This window comes from Massilia norwichensis (assembly GCF_024753245.1).
Lineage (GTDB): Bacteria > Pseudomonadota > Gammaproteobacteria > Burkholderiales > Burkholderiaceae_D > Telluria > Telluria norwichensis.
In genome coordinates this window covers 18437-39594 of record NZ_JANUGX010000022.1, presented here as the reverse complement: position 1 = coordinate 39594, position 21158 = coordinate 18437, and the positions used below count along the sequence as shown (strand labels likewise).

The following is a 21158-nucleotide window of genomic DNA, read 5'->3' as shown; positions in this document are numbered from 1 at the left end:
GTTCAAGCGGCTTTCTGGGCCACGAAGGCGGCCAGGCTGCCCAGCGTTTCGAAGGTGCTGGCGCTGATGTCGTCGTCGTCGATGGCGATGCCGAAGTGTTCTTCGAGCGCGCCGATCAGGGTGACCACCGCCATCGAGTCGAGTTCCGGCAGGCTGCCCAGCAGCGGCGAATCGGCGTCGAGGCGGGCGCCGGCTTCGCCGAGGTGCAGCACGTCGATCAGGACATTCTTGACTTCATTCAGATACATGGGTACTCCATTCGTGCAGGCGGCGCAGGCCCGGCCACCGGTAATAATTGACATGGTACATAGTGCGCACCTCCTCCGTCCAGCGCAGGTGCCATTCCATGACCCGGCCGTAGAATTCGATCCGGCGCAGCCGGCCTTCCTCGAACAGCGCCCGCGTGGCTTCCTCGCGCATCAGCAGCGTCGGCGAAAACTGCTTCGGCACGCTCTCGTCGTAGGCGGTCTTCAGCACGACGATGATGTCCGCGTCTTCGATGCACAGGTCCATCGCGACCAGCTGGTCATTGAAATAATAGCGGTAGACCCGGCCGGCGCCGCGCCGGCAGAGCGCTTCCAGCATGCTGCGGTAGTAGCGGCCCTGGGCATCGTCGGCATGCACCGCGGTGCCGCTGCTTTCCTTCCAGCCCGAACTCTCGAGGCGCGCGTAGTCGGCCACCGCCTGCGCCATGTCGGCCGGGTCGCGGCTCACCCGCAGCGACAGCGCGACGCCTTCCTTGTCCAGGCGCGCGCGCTGCTTCTTGAGGTTGCTGCGCAGGTTCTTGCCGCGCGCCTGCCAATAGTCGTCGAAGCTGCCGGCCAGCGTCACCCTGGCGGTGTCGATATAGTCGAAGGTCGATAACTGCGCCGTTTGGTGCGGGCGCGGCGCCAGGGCCGGGTCCATCTGCGTCAGGCCGAACACCAGCGGCAAGCTGGGCAGTGCACGCATGAGGCTCGCCAGCAGCGCCGCGAGCTCCAGCTGCGGCTGCTGCAGCCACAGGCCCAGCGGCGCCTGCGCCGGCTGGAAGGTGGCCCAGCTGCCGCGCCGCGACGGCGTCACGATCGCCATCGCCACGACGGCGCCGTCGTGTTCGCAGATCGCCAGCAATTCCTTGCCGCTGCCGAACTGTTCGAGCAGAGGCAGGACGAAATCGAAGGCCAGCAGCGGCGAGGCGGCCGCGGTGCGGTGCAGGTCCTGCCATTGCCGGGCAAAGCCGGCGATGCCCGCGGCGGGCACGGTTTTCCACTTCATGCTTGCAAGGCCTTTCCGAGCGCGTCGATCAGCCAGGACAACTCTTCCTCTCGCAACTCCTGGTGGCAGGGGAAAGACAGCACGTGGCGCGACAGCCGGACGCTGTTGGCGCACACGTCTTCGTCGACGCCTTCCCACAAGGGATGGCCGAAGCGCGTGACCGGCACGCCCGCCTCCTGCACGCGCCGATAGAGGCGCTCGGGATCGTCGGCCAGCAGCGGATAGACCCAGGGGCAGACGCCGTCCGGCAGTACGGGATACAGCGGACGCACGCCCGGCAGGCCGCGCAAAGCGGCATCCAGACGGGCGTAGTTGGCACGGCGCAGCGCCGCGATCCGGCCCGGCGCGATCAGGCGCAGCAGCGTGCGCGAAAACCAGGACGAGCGCTTGTCGATCCAGGCCGGATCGAGGTCGAAGCTGCTGTCGGACGAAGCGGGGGCCAGCGCCGGCGCCGGCGCAGCGGCTGGCCGGCGCCGCTTGGCCATGTCGCGCAGCGTGTCCTTGAGCCGCAGCGGCAGCCACAGCGCCGCGCGCGCAGCCGGCAGCCGGCCGTAGACAAACCCGTTTTCGAGGGAATTGAAGGCCACCTTCGCTTCGAAGCCGGCGCCCGCCGGTTGCAGCGTAATCCGGTCGAGGCTGTGCCGGCTCGAGACCAGCGCGCCGCCTTCGTAGATCGGGAAGAATTTCATGCTGCTGCCGATCGCATAGTCGCCGGTGGCGCCGATCGGCTTGCCGCGGTAGCTGCCGATGAAGGCGTGTGCGCAATCTTCCAGCAGTTGCACGCCGCGCGCGTCGCACAGCGCGCGCACCGCCTCCACCGCTTGCGGAAAGCCGAAGTAGTGCGTCACCATCACTGCGCGGGTGGCCGGGCCGATCCTGGCCGCGAGGTCGTCGAGGTCGAGCGTGGCATCGGCGCGCAGGCGGTAGAACACCGGCGTGGCGCCGCGCCACAACACCGGCGGGATCATCGACGGGCTGTGCCAGGCCGGCACCAGCACTTCGTGCCCAGGGCCGACGCCCATCTCGCGCAAAGCCAGGGCGATGGCGACGCGGCCGCTGGTGACCAGCCGCGCCGGCCCGGCGTCGAGCAGGGTCGGCACGCGCGCCGCTGCCGCGCGGCGGAACGAGGCGGCGGACAGGATCGGTGCGGGTGGAACCAGCGGACGGGCATGACGGGTGGAAACCATGCCCGAGTATAGCCCTAGTGGTGAAAAATTTGCCACGAGACACGTTGGCGCCCGAACTTAGTAGGGGGCTCCCGGCGCAAACTGTTAAGATGCCCATCTGCACGACATACCATCCCTCTATGCCTGACCTGATCCACGATTTCATCTTCGATTCCGCGCGGCGCACGCCCGGCGCCGAAGCGCTGGTGCACGGCGGACAGCGGCTCGACTACGCGGCCCTGGCCGGCACCGTCGGGCGGGCTGCCGGCGCGCTGCTTTCCACCGGTATCCAGCGCGGCGAGCGCGTCGCCGTTTACCTCGACAAGCGCGTCGAGAACGTGGCGGCGATGTTCGGCGCCGCCCTGGCCGGCGCCGTGTTCGTGCCGGTCAATCCGCTGCTCAAGGCCGAGCAGGTGGCGTATATCCTGGCCGACTGCAACGTGCGGGTGCTGGTCACCTCGGCCGAACGCCTGGCGCAGCTGGATGCGGTACTGGCCGGCTGCCCCGAGCTGCACACGGTGCTGGTCGCCGGCGCGGCGCCCGCGGCCGGGCTGCCGGCGGCAGCCGGCACGGCCGCGGTGCGCGCATGGGACGAGGCCCAGGCCCAGCCGGATCCGGCGACGCTGGCGCAACGGCGGGCGATCGACGCCGACATGGCCGCGATCCTGTACACCTCGGGCAGCACCGGGAAGCCGAAGGGCGTCGTGCTGTCGCACCGGAACATGGTTGCCGGCGCTTGCAGCGTGGCCAGCTATCTCGAGCTGACGCCGCAGGACAGGGTCCTGTCGGTGCTGCCGCTCAGTTTTGATTATGGCTTGTCGCAGCTGAGCACCGCCTTCCTGACCGGCGCCACGGTGGTGCTGATCAACTACCTGTTCCCGCGCGATATCGTCAAGGCGGTGCAGCAAGAGCGCATTACCGGGTTGGCGGCGGTGCCGCCCTTGTGGATCCAGCTGGCGGCGCTGTCCTGGCCGGACGATTGCTCGCTGCGCTACCTGACGAATTCGGGCGGCGCCATGCCGCGTGCCACGGTCGACGCACTGCGCACTGTATTGCCCGCTGCGCAGCTGTTCCTGATGTACGGCCTGACCGAAGCCTTCCGCTCGACTTACCTGCCGCCGTCGGAACTGGCGCGCCGGCCCGATTCGATGGGGCGGGCGATCCCGAACGCCCAGGTGATGGTGGTGCGCCCGGACGGCACGCCATGCGCGCCCGGCGAACCAGGCGAGCTGGTGCACCGCGGCGCGTTGGTCTCGCTCGGCTACTGGAACGATCCCGTGAAAACCGCCGAGCGCTTTCGGCCGGCGCCCGGGCACAACCCTGCTTTGCCGCTGGCCGAGATGGCGGTGTGGTCGGGCGACACCGTGCGCATGGACGAGGAGGGTTACCTGTACTTCATCGGCCGCAGCGACGACATGATCAAGGTGTCCGGCTACCGGGTCAGCCCGACCGAGGTCGAGGAAGCCGTGCACGCCAGCGGCCTGGTATTGGAAGCCGCCGCCTTCGGCGTCGCGCATCCGGCGCTGGGCCAGGCGATCGTGCTGCTGGCCGTGCCACGCGAGGGCGTCACCGCCGGCGACGTGCTCAAGGAATGCCAGCGCCGCCTGCCGGCCTGGATGGTGCCGGCGCACGTGGCGCTGCACCAGGACCAGTTCCCGCGCAACCCGAACGGCAAGATCGACCGCAAGCTGCTGCGCCAGCCGTATTCAACGATGTTCAGTTCTGATCAGTGAGCCCCTCATGAGCACTTCCCCCAAGCGTCCGGTCCACGCGGCGCAGACCCTGTTTCCGGTCGTCGACGGCTGTCTGCAGGTGGGCGGCATCCCGCTGACCCGGCTGGCGCAACGCGTCGGCCAGACCCCGTTTTATGCCTATGACCGCGCACTGGTCACCGAGCGGGTGCGCCATCTGCGGGCCAGTCTGCCGGCGGCGATCGGGCTGCATTATTCGATCAAGGCCAATCCGATGCCGGCGCTGGTGCAGCATCTGGCCGGCCTGGTCGATGGGCTGGACGTTGCCTCGGGCGGCGAACTGACGGTCGCGCTGGACACCGGCAAGGACCCCTCGCACATCAGTTTTGCCGGTCCCGGCAAATCGGAAGCGGAGCTGACCCGGGCGGTGGCCGCCGGTGTGCACGTGCACGCCGAGTCGGAACGCGAGATCCGGCTGCTGGCCCGCATTGGCGATCAACTCGGCATGCACCCGCAGCTGGTCCTGCGCATCAATCCCGACTTCGAACTGAAAGGCTCGGGGATGCGCATGGGGGGCGGTGCCAAGCAGTTCGGCATCGATGCCGAGGAGGCGCCGCGCATGCTGGCGCTGGCGGCGGAATTGGGCCTGACGGTGCTCGGCTTTCACATCTTTTCCGGTTCGCAGAGCCTGAAAGCCGAGGCGATCGTCGAGGCCCAGGCGCAGACCATCGAGCTGGCGCTGCGCCTGGCCGACGCCTGCCGCGATCCGGTGCGCGTGCTGAACATCGGCGGCGGTTTCGGCATTCCGTATTTCCCCGGCGAGTCCGCGCTCGACCTGGCGCCGATCGGCGAGCGCCTCGAGCAGGCGCTGCCGCGCGTGCAGTCGGCATTGCCGCAGGCGCGCCTGAACATCGAACTGGGACGCTACCTGGTCGGCGAGGCCGGTGTGTACGTGGCGCGCGTCATCGACCGCAAGGTCTCGCGTGGCCAGGTGTTCCTGGTGACCGACGGCGGCCTGCACCACCATCTGGCGGCCTCCGGCAATTTTGGCCAGGTGATCCGCAAGAATTACCCGGCCGCGATCGGCAACCGGGGCGGACAGGAGGACATCGAAGTGGTGTCGGTGGTGGGGCCGCTGTGCACGCCGCTCGACCTGCTGGCCGAGAAGATGGAACTGCCGCGCGCCGAGCCCGGCGACCTGGTGGTGGTGTTCCAGTCCGGCGCCTATGGCCTGAGCGCCAGTCCGGGCGGCTTTTTGAGCCACCCGGCGGCGCTTGAAGTGTTGGTTTGAAGTCCGTTAGCCGATGTTCTTCGCAACGTCGAACTTCTGTTCCAGCATCAATCCATCCATGAAGAACTTGGTTGCCCAGTTTGGGTAACGGTAGGTCATGTACTCGCCGTTAATCGGATGTGAACCCTTGAGTGCACCGCGCACAGCGGTGTCCGGCGTGTTGAGATCCTGGATGCTCATGTTGAAGTGGTTTGCGCGGATCGCCGGTTCCTTGAGCGTATTGTCGCCAGTGATCTGAGCCAGGCGTAACCAATTGATCGCCATCTGCGAATTGCCTGTGACGCAGGTCCAATCCACGCGGGTCTTCCAGTCTGGCAGATAGCGTGCTGGCAGCGCCCCGTCTTCGCGCTGGCGCGCTGCTACCAGTTTCGACATCCTCACTGCGCGCTCAATCAGCTCCTCGCGACCGGCAGCGACGCCGACCTCGAGGATCCCGCGGATCGAATACGCAATCGTGTGTGTGAGCGCGCTTTCGTCTTCCATCTTAAGCAGGCAGTTATCAGGCAACCACTCGTTGGCGAAGGCACGACCAACTGCCCAATCGACATTCTTCACGGCCGCAGCCAGCCAGCGTTCCTCGCCCAAAGCTTCGTAGGCGCGCACCAATCCAAAGGCCGATCGGGTGTTATAGCTGTTGAGTTTAGACGTGGCGAACGGCGAGGCGAAACGGCGCCATGCACCATCTTCGTCCTGTGCCGCGACTAGCCAGTCAGAGGCCCGGGTCAGCGAGCTCTTGAAGCGTTCATCACCTGTCTCGAGCCAGGCCTTGGCCCAACCGAACAGTACTTGTCCGGTATTGAAAATGGTCGGCGCGACGATCTCGGCTGACATCGTGCCGGCGCGTACCCCGCCGTCTTCCATCTGAATCTCGCTTTCCCATAGCGCCATTCGGCGGGCTGCTTCGGCATAAGCCGGCGCGTCATACAAGCGCGCGTAGTCGTACAGGGTAGGGATGGCATAGCCAGTGGTCTCTGGATAGGAGGCATTCCAAGTACGCTGGCGTACGTCATAGCTGTGCGCCAGCCCGTCGTCCGGTGTGGCCTGCTGGGCCGCCAGCAACCAGTCCGCCGCTCCCTTCAAATGGGCCTCGATCGAGCTGATCGGGTACACGGCCGCGCCGATTTTATCTTTGATGAGCTGTTTGATATGTTTCATGTCGGGGATTATTCAAAAAGGCGGGCCTGGCCGCAGTCAGGCAGCTCTTTACTATACTGCAAATCTTGTTGATCTCGCCACACTTTAGATTTCCAAACGGCAGGCCGAGCATGCGTCTGGCGGTCAACAGTGCCGCGTCGTCTGGGTAGTCCGCACTGACTGGCTGCAGGTAGCCGACGCGGGTTTCGACACCACACCAAGCGAGGTTTTTGCGTAGTGCCGCTAGATCGACCCAAGCCGGCAGGTCCAGCATAATGCGCGACAGGTAACGTCCTGGCGCGTATTGTGGAAAAGCGACATCGGGCAGTTCTGCCAGAGCGGCGTGGTACGCGGCGGCGGCCTCGATCTTGGCAGCGCGGATGTCAGCCAGCCGTCGCAGTTGTACCAGTGCGATTGATGCTTCCAGGTTGCCGATACGCGCTGGTCTTGCCGTCGTTTTGTTCACTCCGCCGAGCAGGCTTCGCACACGCGCTAGGTAATAGCCGCTGTTGCCGGTGTAGCGCGACCATAAATAATTCCAGACGAAATCAACAAAGGCCGCGGCACGCCCATGCGGGGCTGGCAAGGCTTGCACACTGTCGCGCAATAACGGGTCGAGCTTTGGATTGTTCACCAACAGCACACCGCCTGAGCCGCGCACACCGGTCACGATTGCCTTCGACTGCGCAAAGCTGACAATGCCGACGTCGCCAAAGCTACCGAGCAGGCGCCCTCCGCTGCGTTCGCCAACGACCTGGGCCGCGTCGTCCACCAGAAACACGTCCGCCTGGCGGCAGTCGGTCTCAATCTCGGCAATCTTTGCCGGGCAGCCAAACATATGCGGGGCGATGACTGCCAAGGTCGAGGGCCCAAGCGCTTCGCGCACAGCTTCGGGCAACAAATTGAGGTCTGCGCCCACCTGCACGGGTATGGGCACCAGCCCCGCCTGTTCGATCGTACTGACCACGCTTGGACAAATATATGCGGGTACCAACACTTGGTTACGCGCAGGCCGCAGTGACTTGAACAAGGCCAGCGCCATGTCGATGCCTGTATGTCCATAGTTGACCGGGTAAGCCGTCGAGGGCGTGTATAGTGCGGCAAAGGCAAGCGCCAGGCGCTGCGGCGCCGATCCCTTGTTCACACGTCCAGTAAGTAAGCAGCCGGCAGCAACGGCGTATTCGCGCCACGACCAGTCGGCGTAGTGTAGTCGGTGGTGCATTACGCCATACGTCCCAGTTTGGCGCTAATACGGCCGACGATCAAGTCGACCCACGGGCGCGGATCGTTCCAGCGCCAGTAAGCATCGCAAACAGTGTGGTCGCGCGAGCGTGGATCCGTGTTCCCAGTCTCCTTGAGCGACCAGCGGTCCGTCACCGGTTCGCGCCAGACGCGCGGTACCGGTACCTTCGACGGTACCACTTGGGGCAGGTCAAGCTCGTAGCGGTAGGCCGCTGCCGGGATATTCACACCATTCAGGGATGCCACCTCTTCCTGGAAGTCGGTACGCGCCACGGTGGGCTCGACCATATAGAAGCGACCGTCGCGTTCGTCGCGCTTGTATTCCATGCTGCCCATACCTGTGAAACCGACCTGGGCGAAGAAGGTGGTCGTCATCTGGTCGAGCTGGTCAGCCACTTCCCATGCGGCGGTACAGCTGGCGGTACCACCAATTCGCGGCGGCCATGCGCGGATCTTGCGGCCCGTAAACGAGCTGACTGGCTTGCCGTCTTCACCAACGTACTGCAGGCAAAAATAAACTTCGTTGTCGGCGCCCTCGATCCATTCCTGCACCACCATGTCGGCCAATATTGGAAAAATTTCCTCATATAGATCGGCCACCTCGGCCGGCGACATTACCTTGTACGCTTTTTTAAAGCGGGCACCGTAGCCATAATCCTTTTTGGCTGGCTTGAACACACAGGGAAACTTGAGCGCCTCGATGCGCGACAGGTCGGCCTTGGATTCCAGCCGCACGGTTCGCGGAACTGGGGCACCGACCGCTTCGGCCAAATCCTGAAAGCCCTGTTTGTGCATCAAGGCCATCAGGCGTTCATGTTCTGGCATGCGCAGATGGAAGTACGGGGCCAGGATGTTTCGCGATGCCGATACCTCGTCGACTGTTCGTTCTTCGGTCACGAATAGCATCAGCTTCTCACCATACTGCCGGGCCAACGCGACCATGCGCTCGACGAAGGCCGGGCCCGCAAGTGCCTCGCACAGCAGTTTGCCGCCGTAACGCGAGCGCATGGGCGGCGATTTGGGGTCGGTGCCGACTACGATGACTGGAATATCGACGGCACCCAGGCTACGCACAATGCCCAGGGCATTCAAGCCATCGCCGACGACCACCGCCGGCGGCTTCGCATTCTTGTTATCAGGACGATTCATGATGTTTGGTTATAGGGTAATTGCACGATTGAAGGGCCAGCACGCCAGCTTGCTCTCGGAAATGCCGAGGTCGATCATCACCTGACGAATCTCTGCAAGGCCGCGCTTGTCGAACTGGACGATCCAAAGCATGTAGGCGAGCGCGCCACTAACTACCTCTGCAATCAACATCGGCAACGACGGCATACCGATTGCCAGCATTGCTGCACGCAGTCCCAGCACGACCACGGCCATGGCCGCCGCTGCCGTCAGGACTGGAAGCAGGGTGCGGTAGTACTCGCTCATCTTCATGCCACTCACCTGCGAGATCAGGTATAGCAGGCGAACCGACAGCAGCGGATATACAACCATCCATACTAAGGATACGCCGCGCAAGCCGTCGAGCGTGGCACCGCCGACGACTGCAGCAGTCATCGCGATACCGCACATGAGCGTGTAGCCGGACAGTTTTCTCGCGTTGCCCGTGGCGATCAGGACCTGTGACAGGAGTGGGTCGACTGACTTGATCAGGCCCATCACGCATAGTGCACCGAACGGTACCAGCATGCCGTTCCACTTCTCTCCCAACAGCACGGCGATTAGCTCGTGCGAGCAAACCAGCATGCCGATCAGGGCAGGATAGGTGACGTAGGCAACGCCGCGTGTGATATGCAGGATAAAGGCGCGTAACTGGGGCAGGTCGCTTTGCAGTTTGGCAAACAGGGGAGAGGCAACGTTCGTTGTCAGTGTCGTGATCTGGCTGGTTGGCAGTGTTGCAAGTGAGAACGCCATGTCGTAGATGCCGAGTGCGCGCTCGCCCAGCACGCGACCGATGATGACCTTGTCGGCGTTGCTGTACATGTACCAAAAGATGCGTGTCGTGGTCACGTGTAGGCCGTACATGACAATGCCATAGGCAGCGCGCATACCGAAGGCGCCGCGTGGGCGCCACGATGACAGCCAGAATGCGCCAGCCGACTGAACCACACTCGAGGCGACAAAACTCCATACCAGTGCCCATGCGCCCATCCCGCGCAGTGCCAGGAACAACGAGATGCCGGCTTGGACAAAAACGGCTAGCACATTGATCCCGGCCACCGCCTTGAAGTTCATTTCTTTGCGCAAGAAGGCTAATGGCACCGTGCCAATGGCTCCGAAAATGAAGGCGCTGGCGAGCACCGCAATCATGGGCTGCAGCTCAGGTGCACCGAAGAAGGTCGATGCCGGACCGGAAATCAATACAGTGATGATAAACAGTACTACGCTAGCCAAGATTGAAAAGGCAAAGCAGCCGTTGACTTCGGCTTCGCCGAGTTCCTTTTTCTGGACGATCGCCGCACCGATTCCAACTTCGTTGAAAAAGCCGACGAAGCCGACCAATGTCATGGCCATCGCCATCAACCCGTAATCGGCAGGGCTGAGCACGCGAGCCATGATCAGGGTCGATGCGAGCGATACCACTTTACCCAAGGCCCCGCCCAAGCCGAGGTGACCCATGGCTTTTACTGTTTTTGCACGCAGGTCAGCGCTCATATTGTTCCGTTTCTTGTTACTTAATTGTTGGATTTCGGGCGGCTGTCGGCGTTTGTCAGCGCGGCTTGGGCGAATACTTCTGCCAATTGCCCGGCGCGACGCGCGCGCGATGAGGCGGAAACTAGTTCCGGACTGGCCACGTGGGCTTCGCCACGTTCGACCTCATCGATGAAGCGGCCCATCACCTCGACGATCTCCTCGGCGCGGTCCATTGACGCCAAGCTTGAGAAACCGGCCGCGCGCAGCACACGTGCGGTCTCGCCGGCCGTATCTACCAATCCCAGAATTGGTTTACCAGCCCGGAAGTATTCGTAGATTTTGGCCGGAATCTGGGTGTTGAAGGGCGTGCCCTGGAAGACCAGTAGACCATCAGACGCCAACATTTCTGCCAGCGCTTCGCGGTAGGGCACCGGCGGCGCCACCTCCACGATGTCGGCCACACCGTGGTATGCCACCAGGTTTGCCATTGTTTCCACGTTGCCGGGTGCACGCAGGATCATCCGTACCCGGGCCGCGTCTGCTTTCCCGGACTTCTTAAGCATCGCGACTGCCCGTAGAAATTCGCTGGGGTCACGGCCATCCTGATACAGCACGCCGCTATGAACAAACGTTAGGCGCCGCGGACCTGGCGCCGGTGCTGGCAATGGCGGGATCGATGCGATGGCCGCGCCGAAGCCGTCCTCGTCATAGCCGTTCTCGATCACGTTGAATTTCGAGGGCGACACATGCGGATAGCGTTCGAGGTAAGAATTCATTGCGCTGTGGGTGGTAAAGACCGCAGCCTGGCAGCGATGTATCGTCTGCCGCTCAATCCATTGGTAAACCCGGCGCTGCATCCCTGCCGAGGGATACGAAGGCTGGATCATCGGATCGCGAAAATCGGCCACCCACGGCAGCCCAGTAAGGCGGTGCAGTGTCAGGGCGATCAGGTGCGCGGTCGAAATCGGAAAAGTCGACCAGATCACCTGCGGACGGTAAGTCCGGATCAGGGACAAACCGGCCGGCACCGCGCCGAAGAACCAGGAAACCCAGCGATCCGGCAAGGCCAACAGCCCCAGGTAGCGGCCTTTGATGCCCATGTGGTATTTGGTATCGAGTGCGAATGCGCGGCGCACCACTTGGCCAGTCGGCAGGCTGGATAGCTGTGAGGGGTTCTGCTGGCGATACACGCGCGGATGGGCCGATAGCACCATCGGTTCCCAACCGTGTTTGCCCAGATGTTTGAAGAAACTCAGGGTACGCTGGATGCCGCTGCTGATGGCTTCCGGTGGAAAGTGGAAGGCGATCAGCAGGACGCGTTTGTTCATGTGTGCAAATTTCTCGGATTGAAGCGCCGGGGTAGCAGGAACCGTCGTTTGCTTGTTGGAGGTTAAAGCGGCACGGCGGGTACTAGTTTCGTTACCTAACATCATTTACTCCTGGGCCAGCCAGCGCAGCAGGCGCAGCCCAAACAAAAAGGGGTTCGCGTCCCATGGTCGGCTACGCGGTAGTTGGAACAGGTCGCGCCCGCGCACTGCCGGGCCCACTTCGGTAGAGAATGCCGCAGCAAAACCTGCGCTGCGTACCATTTCCTTGTGGCGCTCGTCGAAATCCTTGCCGACCTTGCCGTTCGGGTAAGCGAAGTAGCGCACCGGCGTGCCGGTAATGTCTTCCAGGTCGCGCTTGCACTGTTCGATCTCGTGGCGCGCCGCTTCATCGCTGAGGGAAGTGAGGATCGGATGCGAGACGGTGTGGCCGCCGATCTCGAATCCCTGGCCCGCCATGGTACGGATCATTTCGGGGGTTAGCATCAGGTTGTCGGCGCGGCCGCCACCGACCATCGCCATCAGACGCTCGGTCAGCGCCTGCCGCTCTGTCGGCGGCCGATACTTTGCATGGGCCGTCAATTCGTTCAACAGGTTTCTGCGGTCTTCGCTGGTGCGCAATTCGCGCATGCCGAGTCCGGCGCTGCACAGGTCGGCGGCGCCGTCGGGCAGACGCCGCACCGCGTCGGCGATGATCTCGTTCCACATGGCGCCCGAGTCCAGGTAGGCGGTCGAGACGAACACCGTGGCCGGCAGCCCGAACTCCCTCAACACAGGCAGGGCCAGGTCGTGGATCGAGCGGTAGCCGTCGTCGAAGGTGATGCAGATGGCGCGCGGCGGCAGGCGTCCGGCTGCCAGCCTGGCCATCGCGTCGGGCAGCGACAGCACGTTGAAGTAGCGCGCAACGAGGCGCATCTGCCAACGGAAGGTATCGACGGTCGGCTCGTCGTCGAGCAAGGGGTCGGGCTGGGCCAGGATGCGATGGTAATTCAGTACGCACAGGCGCTCGGCATCTTCGAATGGCGTGAACATGGTACCGACGGTGCGGATCAGGCGCGCCGGCAGGCTGCTCGGAACGTGGAGTGTCGTCATGCGGGCCTGCTTTCCAGGGCTGCCGGCGCGGATTGCGCGGCAGGTGCCGGTTGCCGGATCGGCAAAGCGTCTTTTGAGATAAGCACTTTTTCAAGTAATACCAAAATGATCACGACATCATAGAGCAGGTCGGCATAGGCCAGGGTCAGGAATGCACCACCGGCGCAGTAGCCGAGCAGGCTGACCTGGCACATCGCTGCCAGGTCGGAGGCCCATTTCAGCTCCGGATTGTTCTTACAGAAGCGCATCACCCGGCTACCGGTGCGCCAGGCCAGGAACAGGAAGACCAGGAACAGGATCAGGCCCACGATGCCGTGCTCGCCCAGTACCTGGAAATACAGGCTGTGCGGAGCATGGACGTCGTTCGGGTCGGGCGCGTAGATCCGGAACATCCGCGGGGTGAAGGTCAGGAAACCGCCGCCCATGAAGTTGTCGGAAGCGATATTGATGGCAAAACGCCAGGCATTGACACGCCCCATTGCGGAACCGTCTTCCTTGTATTCGCCGATCGAATTCATGCGCCCGAACCACTGTTCCGGCATAAACATGACCACCAGGGGCACGACCAGCAGCACCAGGGTGCCGGTCACCATCTTCTTGCGGCTCTTCAGCCACAGCATGACCAGCATCGCGCCGAAGCCGAGCAGGGCGCCGCGCGAGTACGAACCGAGTACCGCCGCGATGGTGAGCAATGCCAGCAGGGCCCAACCCCAGCGCAGCCAGCGCCGCTTCTCTTGCAGGTACAGGTACCAGACCAGCGGCACAATAGTCAACAGTGCCAGCGCCAGGTCGTTGTTGTCGGCGATGTAGGTACCCGTCGGTCCCATCACGCGGCTGCTGCCGCCCGACATGATGGTAAACAGGCCGCCCTTGAAGCCGTAAAAGCCGAGCGACAGGATGACGACCAGCGCGAACAGCCTGGTGTCCTTGGTGTTGTTGATGGCGCCCATCGTGACCAGCGCGAAGAACAGCGTCTTCATCACACGGTTCCATTCGCCCCAGGCGCGTTCCTGCTCGAAGGCGAACGGTGTGGTAATGGTCATCCACGCCATGAACAGGATCAAGGTGATGACCAGGGCGTTCCGGGGCAGCTTGAACTGTCCCGGGCGCATGAACAGCGATACCAGCGTCAGGCCGCCAACCGCCGCTACCCAGGGGAAGCTGAAGGCGAAGCCATAGGTCAGCCGGTGCGGATTCATCAGCGACAGCCAGGCGAAAGTCATGACGCCGACGGCTGGCCGTTTCGGGATTTGCAGCATCAGGCCGCAGATGACCAGGGCGATCAGGACGTCACGCATGGCAGTACGCTCCCTCGCGCCGGGCCAGCGTCTCGAAGATGGCGAGCTGTCCGGCGGTGGTGTCGTCCCAGCTGAAACGCTCGGCGTAGCGGCGGGTCGCAGCGCGGTCCGGATAGTTGGCGCGCAGCGCCTGCACGCCCTCGGCCACGCCGCGGGCGCTGAGTTCGTTCATCAGCACGCCGGCTTCCGGCGCCGCCACCACTTCCGGGGTGCCGTACACGCGGCTGGCCACCACCGGGGTACCGCAGGCCATGGATTCGAGCAGCACGTTGGCCCAGCCTTCGCGGCTCGAGGCCAGCACCAGGGCGTCGGCCTGGTGATAGTGCTGCACCAGTTCGGGCTGGCGCACGGCGCCGAGGAAATCGACACGTTCGCTGACGCCGAGTTCCTGGGCCAATTGCACCAGCTTGGCGCGGTCCGGGCCGTCGCCGGCGAGGCGCAGGCGCACGTCCGGCAGCAGCGGCAGCGCGCCGATGATCCGTTCCTGGCCCTTGACCGGCACCAGGTGGCCGACCGCGAGCAGGGTGAACGGCGCCTGCGCCGCGGCACGCGCGGCGGGATGGAACAGCGCCAGGTCGACGCCGTTGCGCAGCGAGGTCACGCGTTCCGGCGCGACGCCGAGCGCGATCACTTCTTCGCGCAGGGCATTGCAGACGGTGATCACGTGGCTGGCGCTGGAAGCCGCCCACTGGATCATGCGGCGCGGCAGGCGGTAGTTCGGCAGCAGCGTGATGTCCGAACCGCGCGCCGTGATCGTCACCGGCTTGTTGAAATAGCGGCCGAGCATGGCGGCGGCCACGCCGTCCGGGTAGAAGTAGTGGGCGTCGATCACGTCGAAGTCGAAGCCCTCGTCGAGCAGGCGGCCGATGGCGGCGCGGCTGGCGGCGGCCAGCAGTGCCGGCGCGACGTTCATGCCGATCTTCGGCAACACCGGATAGCGCGGGTGCAGCACCTCGATGCCGGAACGCTGTTCGTGGCGCGGCACGGCCGCCCACGCGGCCCAGGCGCCGAAGCGCGGGTGACGCGACGGGAACCAGGGCACCGGTGCGACCACGCGCGATTCGACGCGTCCGCTGGCCACCAGGTGGCGCAGCCGGGTCTCGACGAAGATGCCGTGCCCGGGTTTAACGCTGTTGGGGAACAGGGTGCTGAAAGTCAGGATCTTCATGCAGCTTGCAGCCGGTCAGGCCGCCATAGATGTTCTTGTAGCGCGCGACGCTGACGCGCCAGTTGCGCTCGGTTTCGACGTAATGGCGTCCGGCCGCGCGCAGCGCCGGCCAGGATGCCTGCGCCTCCAGCAGGCCGCTCAGCTTGTCGGCCAGGGCGGCCGGGTCGTCGGCCTTGAACAGCACGCCGGTCTTGCCGTCGGCGATCAGCTCGAGGTGGCCGCCGACGTCGGAGGCCGCCAGTACCCGGCCCTGGGCCATGGCTTCCAGCGGTTTCAAAGGCGTGACCAGATCGGTCAGGCGCATCGACAGGCGCGGGTAGACCAGCACGTCGAGCAGGTCGTAGTACTTCTGCACCTGGTCGTGCGGCACGCGGCCGGTGAACACCACCTTGTCGGCGATGCCGAGCTCGCGGGCCTGGCGGCGCAGGGCTTCGTCCTGCGGACCACCGCCGACCAGCAGCACGCGCAGGTCGGGCTGGCGCGCCACCAGCGCCGGCACCGCGCGCAGCAGCACGTCCAGGCCTTCGTAGGCGTAGAAGGAACCGATGAAGCCGACCAGGCGCGCGCCGGACAGGCCGAGCTGCTGCTTGAGCTCCAGATCGGCGCTGCCGCCCACCGCGAACTTGTCGATGTCGACCGCGTTCGGGATCACCGTGACCTTGTCGGCCGGGATGCCGCGCGCGACGATGTCCTTGCGCAGGCCTTCGCAGATGGTGGTGACGGCGTCGGCGCGCTTGAGCGCCCAGGTCTCGAGCGCGCGGGTGGCGCGGTAGCGCAGGCCGAATTCCTTCGAGGTGCCGTGGTCGACCGCGGCGTCTTCCCAGAAGGCGCGCACTTCGTACACGACCGGGATGCCGAAACGGCGGCCGGCGCGCAGGGCGGCGACCGCGTTGAGCGAGGGCGAGTGCGCGTGCAGGACGTCCGGCTTGATCTGCGGGATGATCTCGGCCAGGCGCCTGGTCAGGCCGTCGATCACCTCCTTCTGGTTCAGCACCGGCAGCTTCGCCAGCGGACCGGTCGAGGTGGGGGTGCGGTAGAAATGCAGGCCGTCGCTGGTTTCTTCCAGCATGTCGCCGGCGTTCTGCTTGGAGCCGGTCACATGGAAGGTTTCCCAGCCGAGCGCGCGCTGTTCGCGCAGGATCGCGCGGGTGCGGAAGGTGTAGCCGCTGTGCAGCGGGATCGAGTGGTCGAGGATGTGCAGGATGCGCATTTACGCTGCCTCCATTTCTTTGCGCAGGAAGGCTTCGAACATCAGCACCGTCCAGATCGAGTGGCTGTAGTCGCGCCGGCCCGATTCGTGCATCTCGACGATCTCGATCAGGAAGTCGGTATTGAAGATGCCGGTGCCGGCCAAAATCGGCCCCAGCAGCGCGTCGCGCACGCGCTGGCGCAGCGGGCCGCGGAACCAGGCCGCCAGCGGCACCGCGAAGCCCTGCTTCTTGCGGTACAGGATGTCGTGCGGCAGGTAGCGCTCCATGCTCTTCTTGAAGATGTACTTGCCTTCGCCGTTCTTCAGCTTGATCGAGGACGAGAGGCCGGAAATCCATTCGACCAGCTCGTGGTCGAGCAGCGGCACGCGCACTTCGAGCGCGTGCGCCATGCTGGCGCGGTCGACCTTGGTCAGGATGTCGCCCGGCAGGTAGGTCTTCATGTCGAGGTACTGGATCAGCGACAGCGGATCGTCGGTCGGCGCCTTGGCGGCATGCCCGCGCATCACGTCGATCGCGCGGTAGCCCTGCAGGCGCTGCTGGAACTCGGGGGTGAACAGGCGCTTGCGCATCGCGTCCGACATCACCGACATGCCGTGGAAGTAGCCTTCGACCAGGTCGCGCGCCAGCGATTCGAAGGTGGTCTTGGCGCGGAACACGCGCGGCGCCCAGTCGGCCTTCGGGTAGTAGCGGCCGAGCGGGCCGAACACGTTGCGGCGCAGCGCCGGCGGAATCTTCGAGCGCACCGCGTCTTCCGCCATGGTCAGGCGGTAGCGGCGGTAGCCGGCCAGGTTCTCGTCGCCGCCGTCGCCCGACAGCGCCACCGTCACGCGCTTTCGCGCCAGCTGGCACACGCGGTAGGTCGGGATCGCGGAGCTGTCCGCGTACGGTTCGTCGTACAGCGCGGCCAGGGTGTCGAGCAGCGCGTAGTCGTCGGTGTCGACGGTTTCGACGTGATGGTTGGTCTGGTACTTGCGGGCGACCTGGTCGGCGTATTCGGATTCGTCGAAGGCCTTGTCGTTGAAGGCGATCGAGCAGGTGTTCACCGGTTCGTTGGTGAGGCCGGCCATCATCGCCACCACCGCGCTCGAGTCGGCCCCGCCCGACAGGAAGGCGCCCAGCGGCACGTCGGCCTTCAGCTGGCTCTGCACCGCTTCGCGCACGCGCACCACCAGCTCGCCGGCGGCGTCGGCTTCGGTCATCTTCTCGTGCGCCTTGAACGGCACGTCCCACCACTGCTTCGGCTGCGGCAGCGGCTGGCCGATCCGCACCGTCAGCGAGAAGCCCGGCGCCAGCTTGCGCGCGCCGGCGTAGATGGTCTTCGGCTCGGGCACGTAGCCGTAGGCGAAGTAATCCTCGACCGCGGTCGGGTCGATCTCGCGCGACAGGCCCGGGTGGGCGCGCAGCGACTTCAGCTCCGAGCCGAAGATGAACATCCCGTCCGGCAGGTGGGCGTAGAAGAAGGGCTTCACGCCCATGTGGTCGCGCGCCATGAACATGGTCTGCTGCTTGCGGTCCCACACCGCGATCGCGAACATGCCGCGCAGGTGGTGCACGCATTCCTCGCCCCAGGCTTCCCAGGCGTGCAGCACGGCTTCGGTATCGCTGTTGGTGCGGAACGGGAAGCCCAGCTTTTCCAGCTCGGCGGTCAGTTCGCGGTAGTTATAGATCTCGCCGTTGAACACCACGCCGACGTCGCCGGCGGCGTTGAACATCGGCTGCTGGCCGGCGGCCAGGTCGATCACCGACAGGCGGCGATGACCGAAGCCGACGCCGGGTTCGGTATAGATGTCGCCCTCGTCCGGACCGCGGTGATGCTGGGTCTCGTTCATCCGTTTGAGCAGCACCGGGTCGATCGGGCGCGCTCCGCGGGTATCGAAAATGCCGACTATTCCACACATGATTTGATGGGCTTCCTGAATGGGGTTTTACGTTCGAGCAGGCTGTCGTAGAGCGCCTGGTAGCCGGCGACCATCGCCGGCATTGAATAGTGGGACATGACGCGCGCGCGTCCGGCGGCGCCGTGGGCCTGGGCCATGGCCGGCGCACGCACGTAGCGCGCCAGCGCATCGGCCATGGCGTCCGCATCGCGCGGCGGCACCAGTTGGCCGGTGACGCCGTCGGCGATGACTTCGGGCACGCCGCCGACGCGGGTGCCGACCACGGGCAGGCCGCTGGCCATCGCTTCCAGCACGCTGCCGGGCGTGCCTTCGGCGATCGAGGAGATCGCATAGATGTCGAAGCCGCGCAGGATGTCCGGCACGTCGTAGCGGGCGCCGGGCAGCCACACCAGGCCTTCGAGCCCGAGCGCGCGCACCTTCTCGCGCAGCGCCGGCAACAGCGAGCCTTCGCCGACGATCGCCAGGCGCAGGTTCGCGGCCTGCTCCGGCAGGCGCGCGCGCAGCAGGGCGAAGGCGTCGATCAGGGTGGCATGGTCCTTGACTTCCGTGACGCGGCCGACCGTGCCGATCACCCGGCAGTCGGGGCCGAAGCCGAAATCCGGGCCTGTCTCGTCCCCCGCCAGCGGGCGGAAGCGCTCGGCGTCGATGCCGTTGGCCAGCAGGCAGCTCTTGCTCTCGGGTACGCCGATCACCTCGCGGTTCCAGGCCAGCATGTCGCCGGAATTGGCGTAGCAGTGGTCGTAGAACGGCAGCATCAGGCGGCGCAGGAAGTTGTGCTTGAGGTTGCGGCCTTCGGGATCGGCGGCGTCGCGGCCGTGCAGGCCGTTGATGCGGATCGGCACGCCGGCCAGCAGCGCCACCGGCGCGTATTCGATGGCGGCCAGGTTATAGGTGTGCAGGATCGCCGGTTTCAGGCGGCGCAGCAGCTTGAACAGGTCGGCATGCGTGGCCAGCGACAGGCCGGCCTCCTTGTTCAGGGCGTAGACCTCGACACCCGGCTTGGTGATCTTCCTGGCGAAGTCCGTGTAGCGGGTGAGCGCTACCACCGCATGGCGGTAGGCGCCGGCCGGCATGCGGTTGATGCGCTCGACCAGCAGGGTTTCCAGCCCGCCGAAGTCCAGCACGTAGGTCAGGTGGACGACCAGCGGTGCACTCGTTTGCGCATTCATTGGGTCTTGTCCCAGCCGCGCAGACGGGCATGCAGCGTCGTCAGGTCGAAGGCCCAGTTGACGCCGATGCGGCGGATGTTGAACAGGTCGATGTCCGAGCCGTTCAAGCCGCCGTAGGCCGAGAAGCAGGCGGCATAGCCCAGCTTCTTCATCATGTCGACGCGGGCCGCGGTGATGTGCTTTTTGCGGCCGTAGGGGAAGGCGATGAAGACCTGTTCCTGGCCCAGCTCCATCCGGATGTCGTTGAGCGAGCCCTGCAGCTCCTCGAGCGCGAGCTGGTCGTCGATCTCGGCCAGGTTCACGTGGTTGCGGGTGTGGCTGCCGAAGTGCAGGCCCCAGTCGCGCATCCGGCGCACCTGTTCCCAGTTCATGTTATCCAGCCCGAAGCCCAGCGCGCGCATGTCGTGCGCGAACGGCTGGTTGGTGCGGATCATCTCGGTGCTGATGAAGAAGGTGCACGGCACCTGGTGCTTGAGCAGGATCGGCGCCGCATTCTCGTAGTTGTCGAGATAACCGTCGTCGAACGAAACCGCGATCACCGGCTTTTTGGTATTGCGCGGAATCTTGCCCTCGACGATCTCCTTCAGCGACACGGTCGTGAAGTGCTTGGCCACATAAGCCATGTGCTGGTCGAAGCGTTCGATGCCGATCGTGACGTGGTCGCGGAATTCGTCGCTGACGCGGTGGTACAGCAGGATGATCACGCGCTGGTCGTTGGCGCGGCCGTGCAGCCAGTTCACGACCGGCATCCAGGCGTGCGCATAGGCGCCGAACAGCATCTGCTTGGCGGCCCGCTTCACCAGGTTGCCGCGCGAAGGATCGCGCGCGGCCAGCTGTTTCTCGACCCTGGCCTGCAGCGCGAGCGGAGGACGGGTATTGGTGCGGCCGCCCTGCGGCTGCGGCTTGAACACGGCGCTGCCGTCGAACATGCGGCCGACGGCATCGGTGACGAGTTCGACGCCGAGGCGGTCGAGCTTGACCTTCAGGCCACCCACCGTCGAATAGCGGTCGACCGGCACGCTGCCTTCGAGCAGGATATCGCCGGTGTCCAGGCCGACGTCGACCTTGTGGACCGTGCAGCCGACTTCCCGGGCGCCGTCATGCAGCTCCCAGAACGCCGGCGGCATGCCGCGGTAATCCGGCAGGCGCCCCTTGTGCAGGTTGATGGTGCCCATGCGCGGCAGCGTGAACAGGGCCGGCTTGAGGATCGGCGCCCCCAGCGCCACGCCGAGGTCGGCGCCGAAATCGCGCACCCAGGCGCAGGCCTGCTCGCCGTTGATGGCGGGGACGCTGTGGATGCGGATGCGCGGATGCCGTTTCAGCGCCTCCAGCGTGAAGTTTTGGCCGGGGCGGTCGGCGCTCTGCTGCGGCGGCGGCGACTGCAGGCGCGCAGCCGCGAGCTGGACGATTTCCGCCGACTGGTAAGGAATCCAGCGCCAGCCGTGGCGGCGCACATTACGCCACTGATTGCGCAGCAGTTGCGCCGGCGTCTTGCGTGGCGCGTGCAACAGGACCGCGATCTCGGATGCCGGGAAGCGTTCGGCGAGCGTCATGACGCTCCAACGAACGTTGAAATCAA

Annotated in this window: 17 protein-coding genes; 2 read left to right on the top strand and 15 right to left on the bottom strand. The window is 65.0% G+C overall.

Translation table 11 applies throughout. The features are described 5' to 3' along the window. Positions 1-2 precede the first annotated feature (2 nt). From NX782_RS17565 to NX782_RS17555, 3 genes are read right to left on the bottom strand one after another with little or no spacing between them, the layout of a single operon-like run. Positions 3-248, bottom strand: a complete 246-nt coding sequence (locus NX782_RS17565; RefSeq protein ID WP_258846775.1) for an acyl carrier protein — start codon at positions 246-248, stop codon at positions 3-5. Then, positions 235-1254 (bottom strand): GNAT family N-acetyltransferase, encoded by a 1020-nt coding sequence (locus NX782_RS17560; protein WP_258846774.1) that lies wholly within the window; start codon positions 1252-1254, stop codon positions 235-237. The genes NX782_RS17565 and NX782_RS17560 overlap by 14 nt, the downstream gene beginning before the upstream one ends. Next, positions 1251-2441 (bottom strand): aminotransferase class I/II-fold pyridoxal phosphate-dependent enzyme, encoded by a 1191-nt coding sequence (locus tag NX782_RS17555; RefSeq protein ID WP_258846773.1) that lies wholly within the window; start codon positions 2439-2441, stop codon positions 1251-1253. The genes NX782_RS17560 and NX782_RS17555 overlap by 4 nt, the downstream gene beginning before the upstream one ends. A 119-nt stretch (positions 2442-2560) precedes the next feature. On the opposite strand from NX782_RS17555, the gene NX782_RS17550 reads away from it, so the two are divergent. Both NX782_RS17550 and NX782_RS17545 read left to right on the top strand, forming a co-directional pair. Continuing rightward, entirely contained in the window at positions 2561-4153 is a 1593-nt protein-coding gene (locus NX782_RS17550) for an acyl-CoA ligase (AMP-forming), exosortase A system-associated (protein WP_258846772.1), read from the top strand. A 7-nt stretch (positions 4154-4160) separates the two neighbouring features. Beyond that, positions 4161-5402: a pyridoxal-dependent decarboxylase, exosortase A system-associated gene (locus NX782_RS17545; RefSeq protein WP_258846771.1), complete on the top strand. Its 1242-nt coding sequence runs from the start codon at positions 4161-4163 to the stop codon at positions 5400-5402. Between the two features lie 6 nt (positions 5403-5408). On the opposite strand, the gene NX782_RS17540 is transcribed toward NX782_RS17545, so the two are convergent. The 12 genes from NX782_RS17540 to NX782_RS17485 form a co-directional block, all read right to left on the bottom strand. After that, positions 5409-6557, bottom strand: coding sequence for a hypothetical protein (locus NX782_RS17540; protein WP_258846770.1), 1149 nt, complete (start codon positions 6555-6557; stop codon positions 5409-5411). After that, on the bottom strand, positions 6526-7758 hold the full coding sequence (locus tag NX782_RS17535) for a DegT/DnrJ/EryC1/StrS family aminotransferase (protein WP_258846769.1): 1233 nt from the start codon (positions 7756-7758) through the stop codon (positions 6526-6528). Before NX782_RS17535 ends, NX782_RS17540 begins: the two co-directional genes overlap by 32 nt. Continuing rightward, the gene (locus NX782_RS17530) at positions 7758-8927 is read right to left on the bottom strand and encodes a carboxylate--amine ligase (protein ID WP_258846768.1); all 1170 of its coding nucleotides are present in this window, start codon (positions 8925-8927) and stop codon (positions 7758-7760) included. Before NX782_RS17530 ends, NX782_RS17535 begins: the two co-directional genes overlap by 1 nt. Positions 8928-8936: 9 nt before the next feature. Next, a complete protein-coding gene (locus tag NX782_RS17525) occupies positions 8937-10439 on the bottom strand; it encodes a lipopolysaccharide biosynthesis protein (protein WP_258846767.1) in 1503 nt (500 codons plus the stop codon). A gap of 20 nt (positions 10440-10459) precedes the next feature. Beyond that, positions 10460-11746, bottom strand: a complete 1287-nt coding sequence (locus NX782_RS17520) for a glycosyltransferase (protein WP_258846766.1) — start codon at positions 11744-11746, stop codon at positions 10460-10462. 105 nt (positions 11747-11851) lie between these two features. Further along, positions 11852-12835: a polysaccharide deacetylase family protein gene (locus NX782_RS17515; protein ID WP_258846765.1), complete on the bottom strand. Its 984-nt coding sequence runs from the start codon at positions 12833-12835 to the stop codon at positions 11852-11854. Then, a complete protein-coding gene (locus NX782_RS17510) occupies positions 12832-14133 on the bottom strand; it encodes a putative O-glycosylation ligase, exosortase A system-associated (protein WP_258846764.1) in 1302 nt (433 codons plus the stop codon). The genes NX782_RS17515 and NX782_RS17510 overlap by 4 nt, the downstream gene beginning before the upstream one ends. Then, a complete protein-coding gene (locus tag NX782_RS17505) occupies positions 14126-15301 on the bottom strand; it encodes a glycosyltransferase family 4 protein (RefSeq protein WP_258846763.1) in 1176 nt (391 codons plus the stop codon). The genes NX782_RS17510 and NX782_RS17505 overlap by 8 nt, the downstream gene beginning before the upstream one ends. After that, positions 15258-16511: a TIGR04063 family PEP-CTERM/XrtA system glycosyltransferase gene (locus NX782_RS17500; protein WP_258846762.1), complete on the bottom strand. Its 1254-nt coding sequence runs from the start codon at positions 16509-16511 to the stop codon at positions 15258-15260. Before NX782_RS17500 ends, NX782_RS17505 begins: the two co-directional genes overlap by 44 nt. Next, positions 16512-18410 carry an XrtA/PEP-CTERM system amidotransferase gene (locus NX782_RS17495; RefSeq protein ID WP_258846761.1) on the bottom strand — a complete coding sequence of 633 codons (1899 nt, stop codon included), beginning with the start codon at positions 18408-18410 and terminating at the stop codon, positions 16512-16514. It lies immediately after the preceding gene. Further along, on the bottom strand, positions 18398-19579 hold the full coding sequence (locus NX782_RS17490; protein WP_258846760.1) for a TIGR03088 family PEP-CTERM/XrtA system glycosyltransferase: 1182 nt from the start codon (positions 19577-19579) through the stop codon (positions 18398-18400). Before NX782_RS17490 ends, NX782_RS17495 begins: the two co-directional genes overlap by 13 nt. After that, positions 19576-21132 (bottom strand): polysaccharide deacetylase family protein, encoded by a 1557-nt coding sequence (locus tag NX782_RS17485; protein WP_258846759.1) that lies wholly within the window; start codon positions 21130-21132, stop codon positions 19576-19578. Before NX782_RS17485 ends, NX782_RS17490 begins: the two co-directional genes overlap by 4 nt. Positions 21133-21158: the final 26 nt, after the last annotated feature.

Coding starts and splice junctions, on each gene's coding strand:
- NX782_RS17555 (WP_258846773.1), bottom strand. CDS start 2,441: ATGGTTTCCACCCGTCATGCCCGTCCGCTGGTTCCACCCGCACCGATC.
- NX782_RS17530 (WP_258846768.1), bottom strand. CDS start 8,927: ATGAATCGTCCTGATAACAAGAATGCGAAGCCGCCGGCGGTGGTCGTC.
- NX782_RS17510 (WP_258846764.1), bottom strand. CDS start 14,133: ATGCGTGACGTCCTGATCGCCCTGGTCATCTGCGGCCTGATGCTGCAA.
- NX782_RS17515 (WP_258846765.1), bottom strand. CDS start 12,835: ATGACGACACTCCACGTTCCGAGCAGCCTGCCGGCGCGCCTGATCCGC.
- NX782_RS17495 (WP_258846761.1), bottom strand. CDS start 18,410: ATGTGTGGAATAGTCGGCATTTTCGATACCCGCGGAGCGCGCCCGATC.
- NX782_RS17525 (WP_258846767.1), bottom strand. CDS start 10,439: ATGAGCGCTGACCTGCGTGCAAAAACAGTAAAAGCCATGGGTCACCTC.
- NX782_RS17505 (WP_258846763.1), bottom strand. CDS start 15,301: ATGAAGATCCTGACTTTCAGCACCCTGTTCCCCAACAGCGTTAAACCC.
- NX782_RS17520 (WP_258846766.1), bottom strand. CDS start 11,746: ATGAACAAACGCGTCCTGCTGATCGCCTTCCACTTTCCACCGGAAGCC.
- NX782_RS17540 (WP_258846770.1), bottom strand. CDS start 6,557: ATGAAACATATCAAACAGCTCATCAAAGATAAAATCGGCGCGGCCGTG.
- NX782_RS17490 (WP_258846760.1), bottom strand. CDS start 19,579: ATGAATGCGCAAACGAGTGCACCGCTGGTCGTCCACCTGACCTACGTG.
- NX782_RS17565 (WP_258846775.1), bottom strand. CDS start 248: ATGTATCTGAATGAAGTCAAGAATGTCCTGATCGACGTGCTGCACCTC.
- NX782_RS17485 (WP_258846759.1), bottom strand. CDS start 21,132: ATGACGCTCGCCGAACGCTTCCCGGCATCCGAGATCGCGGTCCTGTTG.
- NX782_RS17560 (WP_258846774.1), bottom strand. CDS start 1,254: ATGAAGTGGAAAACCGTGCCCGCCGCGGGCATCGCCGGCTTTGCCCGG.
- NX782_RS17500 (WP_258846762.1), bottom strand. CDS start 16,511: ATGCGCATCCTGCACATCCTCGACCACTCGATCCCGCTGCACAGCGGC.
- NX782_RS17535 (WP_258846769.1), bottom strand. CDS start 7,758: ATGCACCACCGACTACACTACGCCGACTGGTCGTGGCGCGAATACGCC.
- NX782_RS17550 (WP_258846772.1), top strand. CDS start 2,561: ATGCCTGACCTGATCCACGATTTCATCTTCGATTCCGCGCGGCGCACG.
- NX782_RS17545 (WP_258846771.1), top strand. CDS start 4,161: ATGAGCACTTCCCCCAAGCGTCCGGTCCACGCGGCGCAGACCCTGTTT.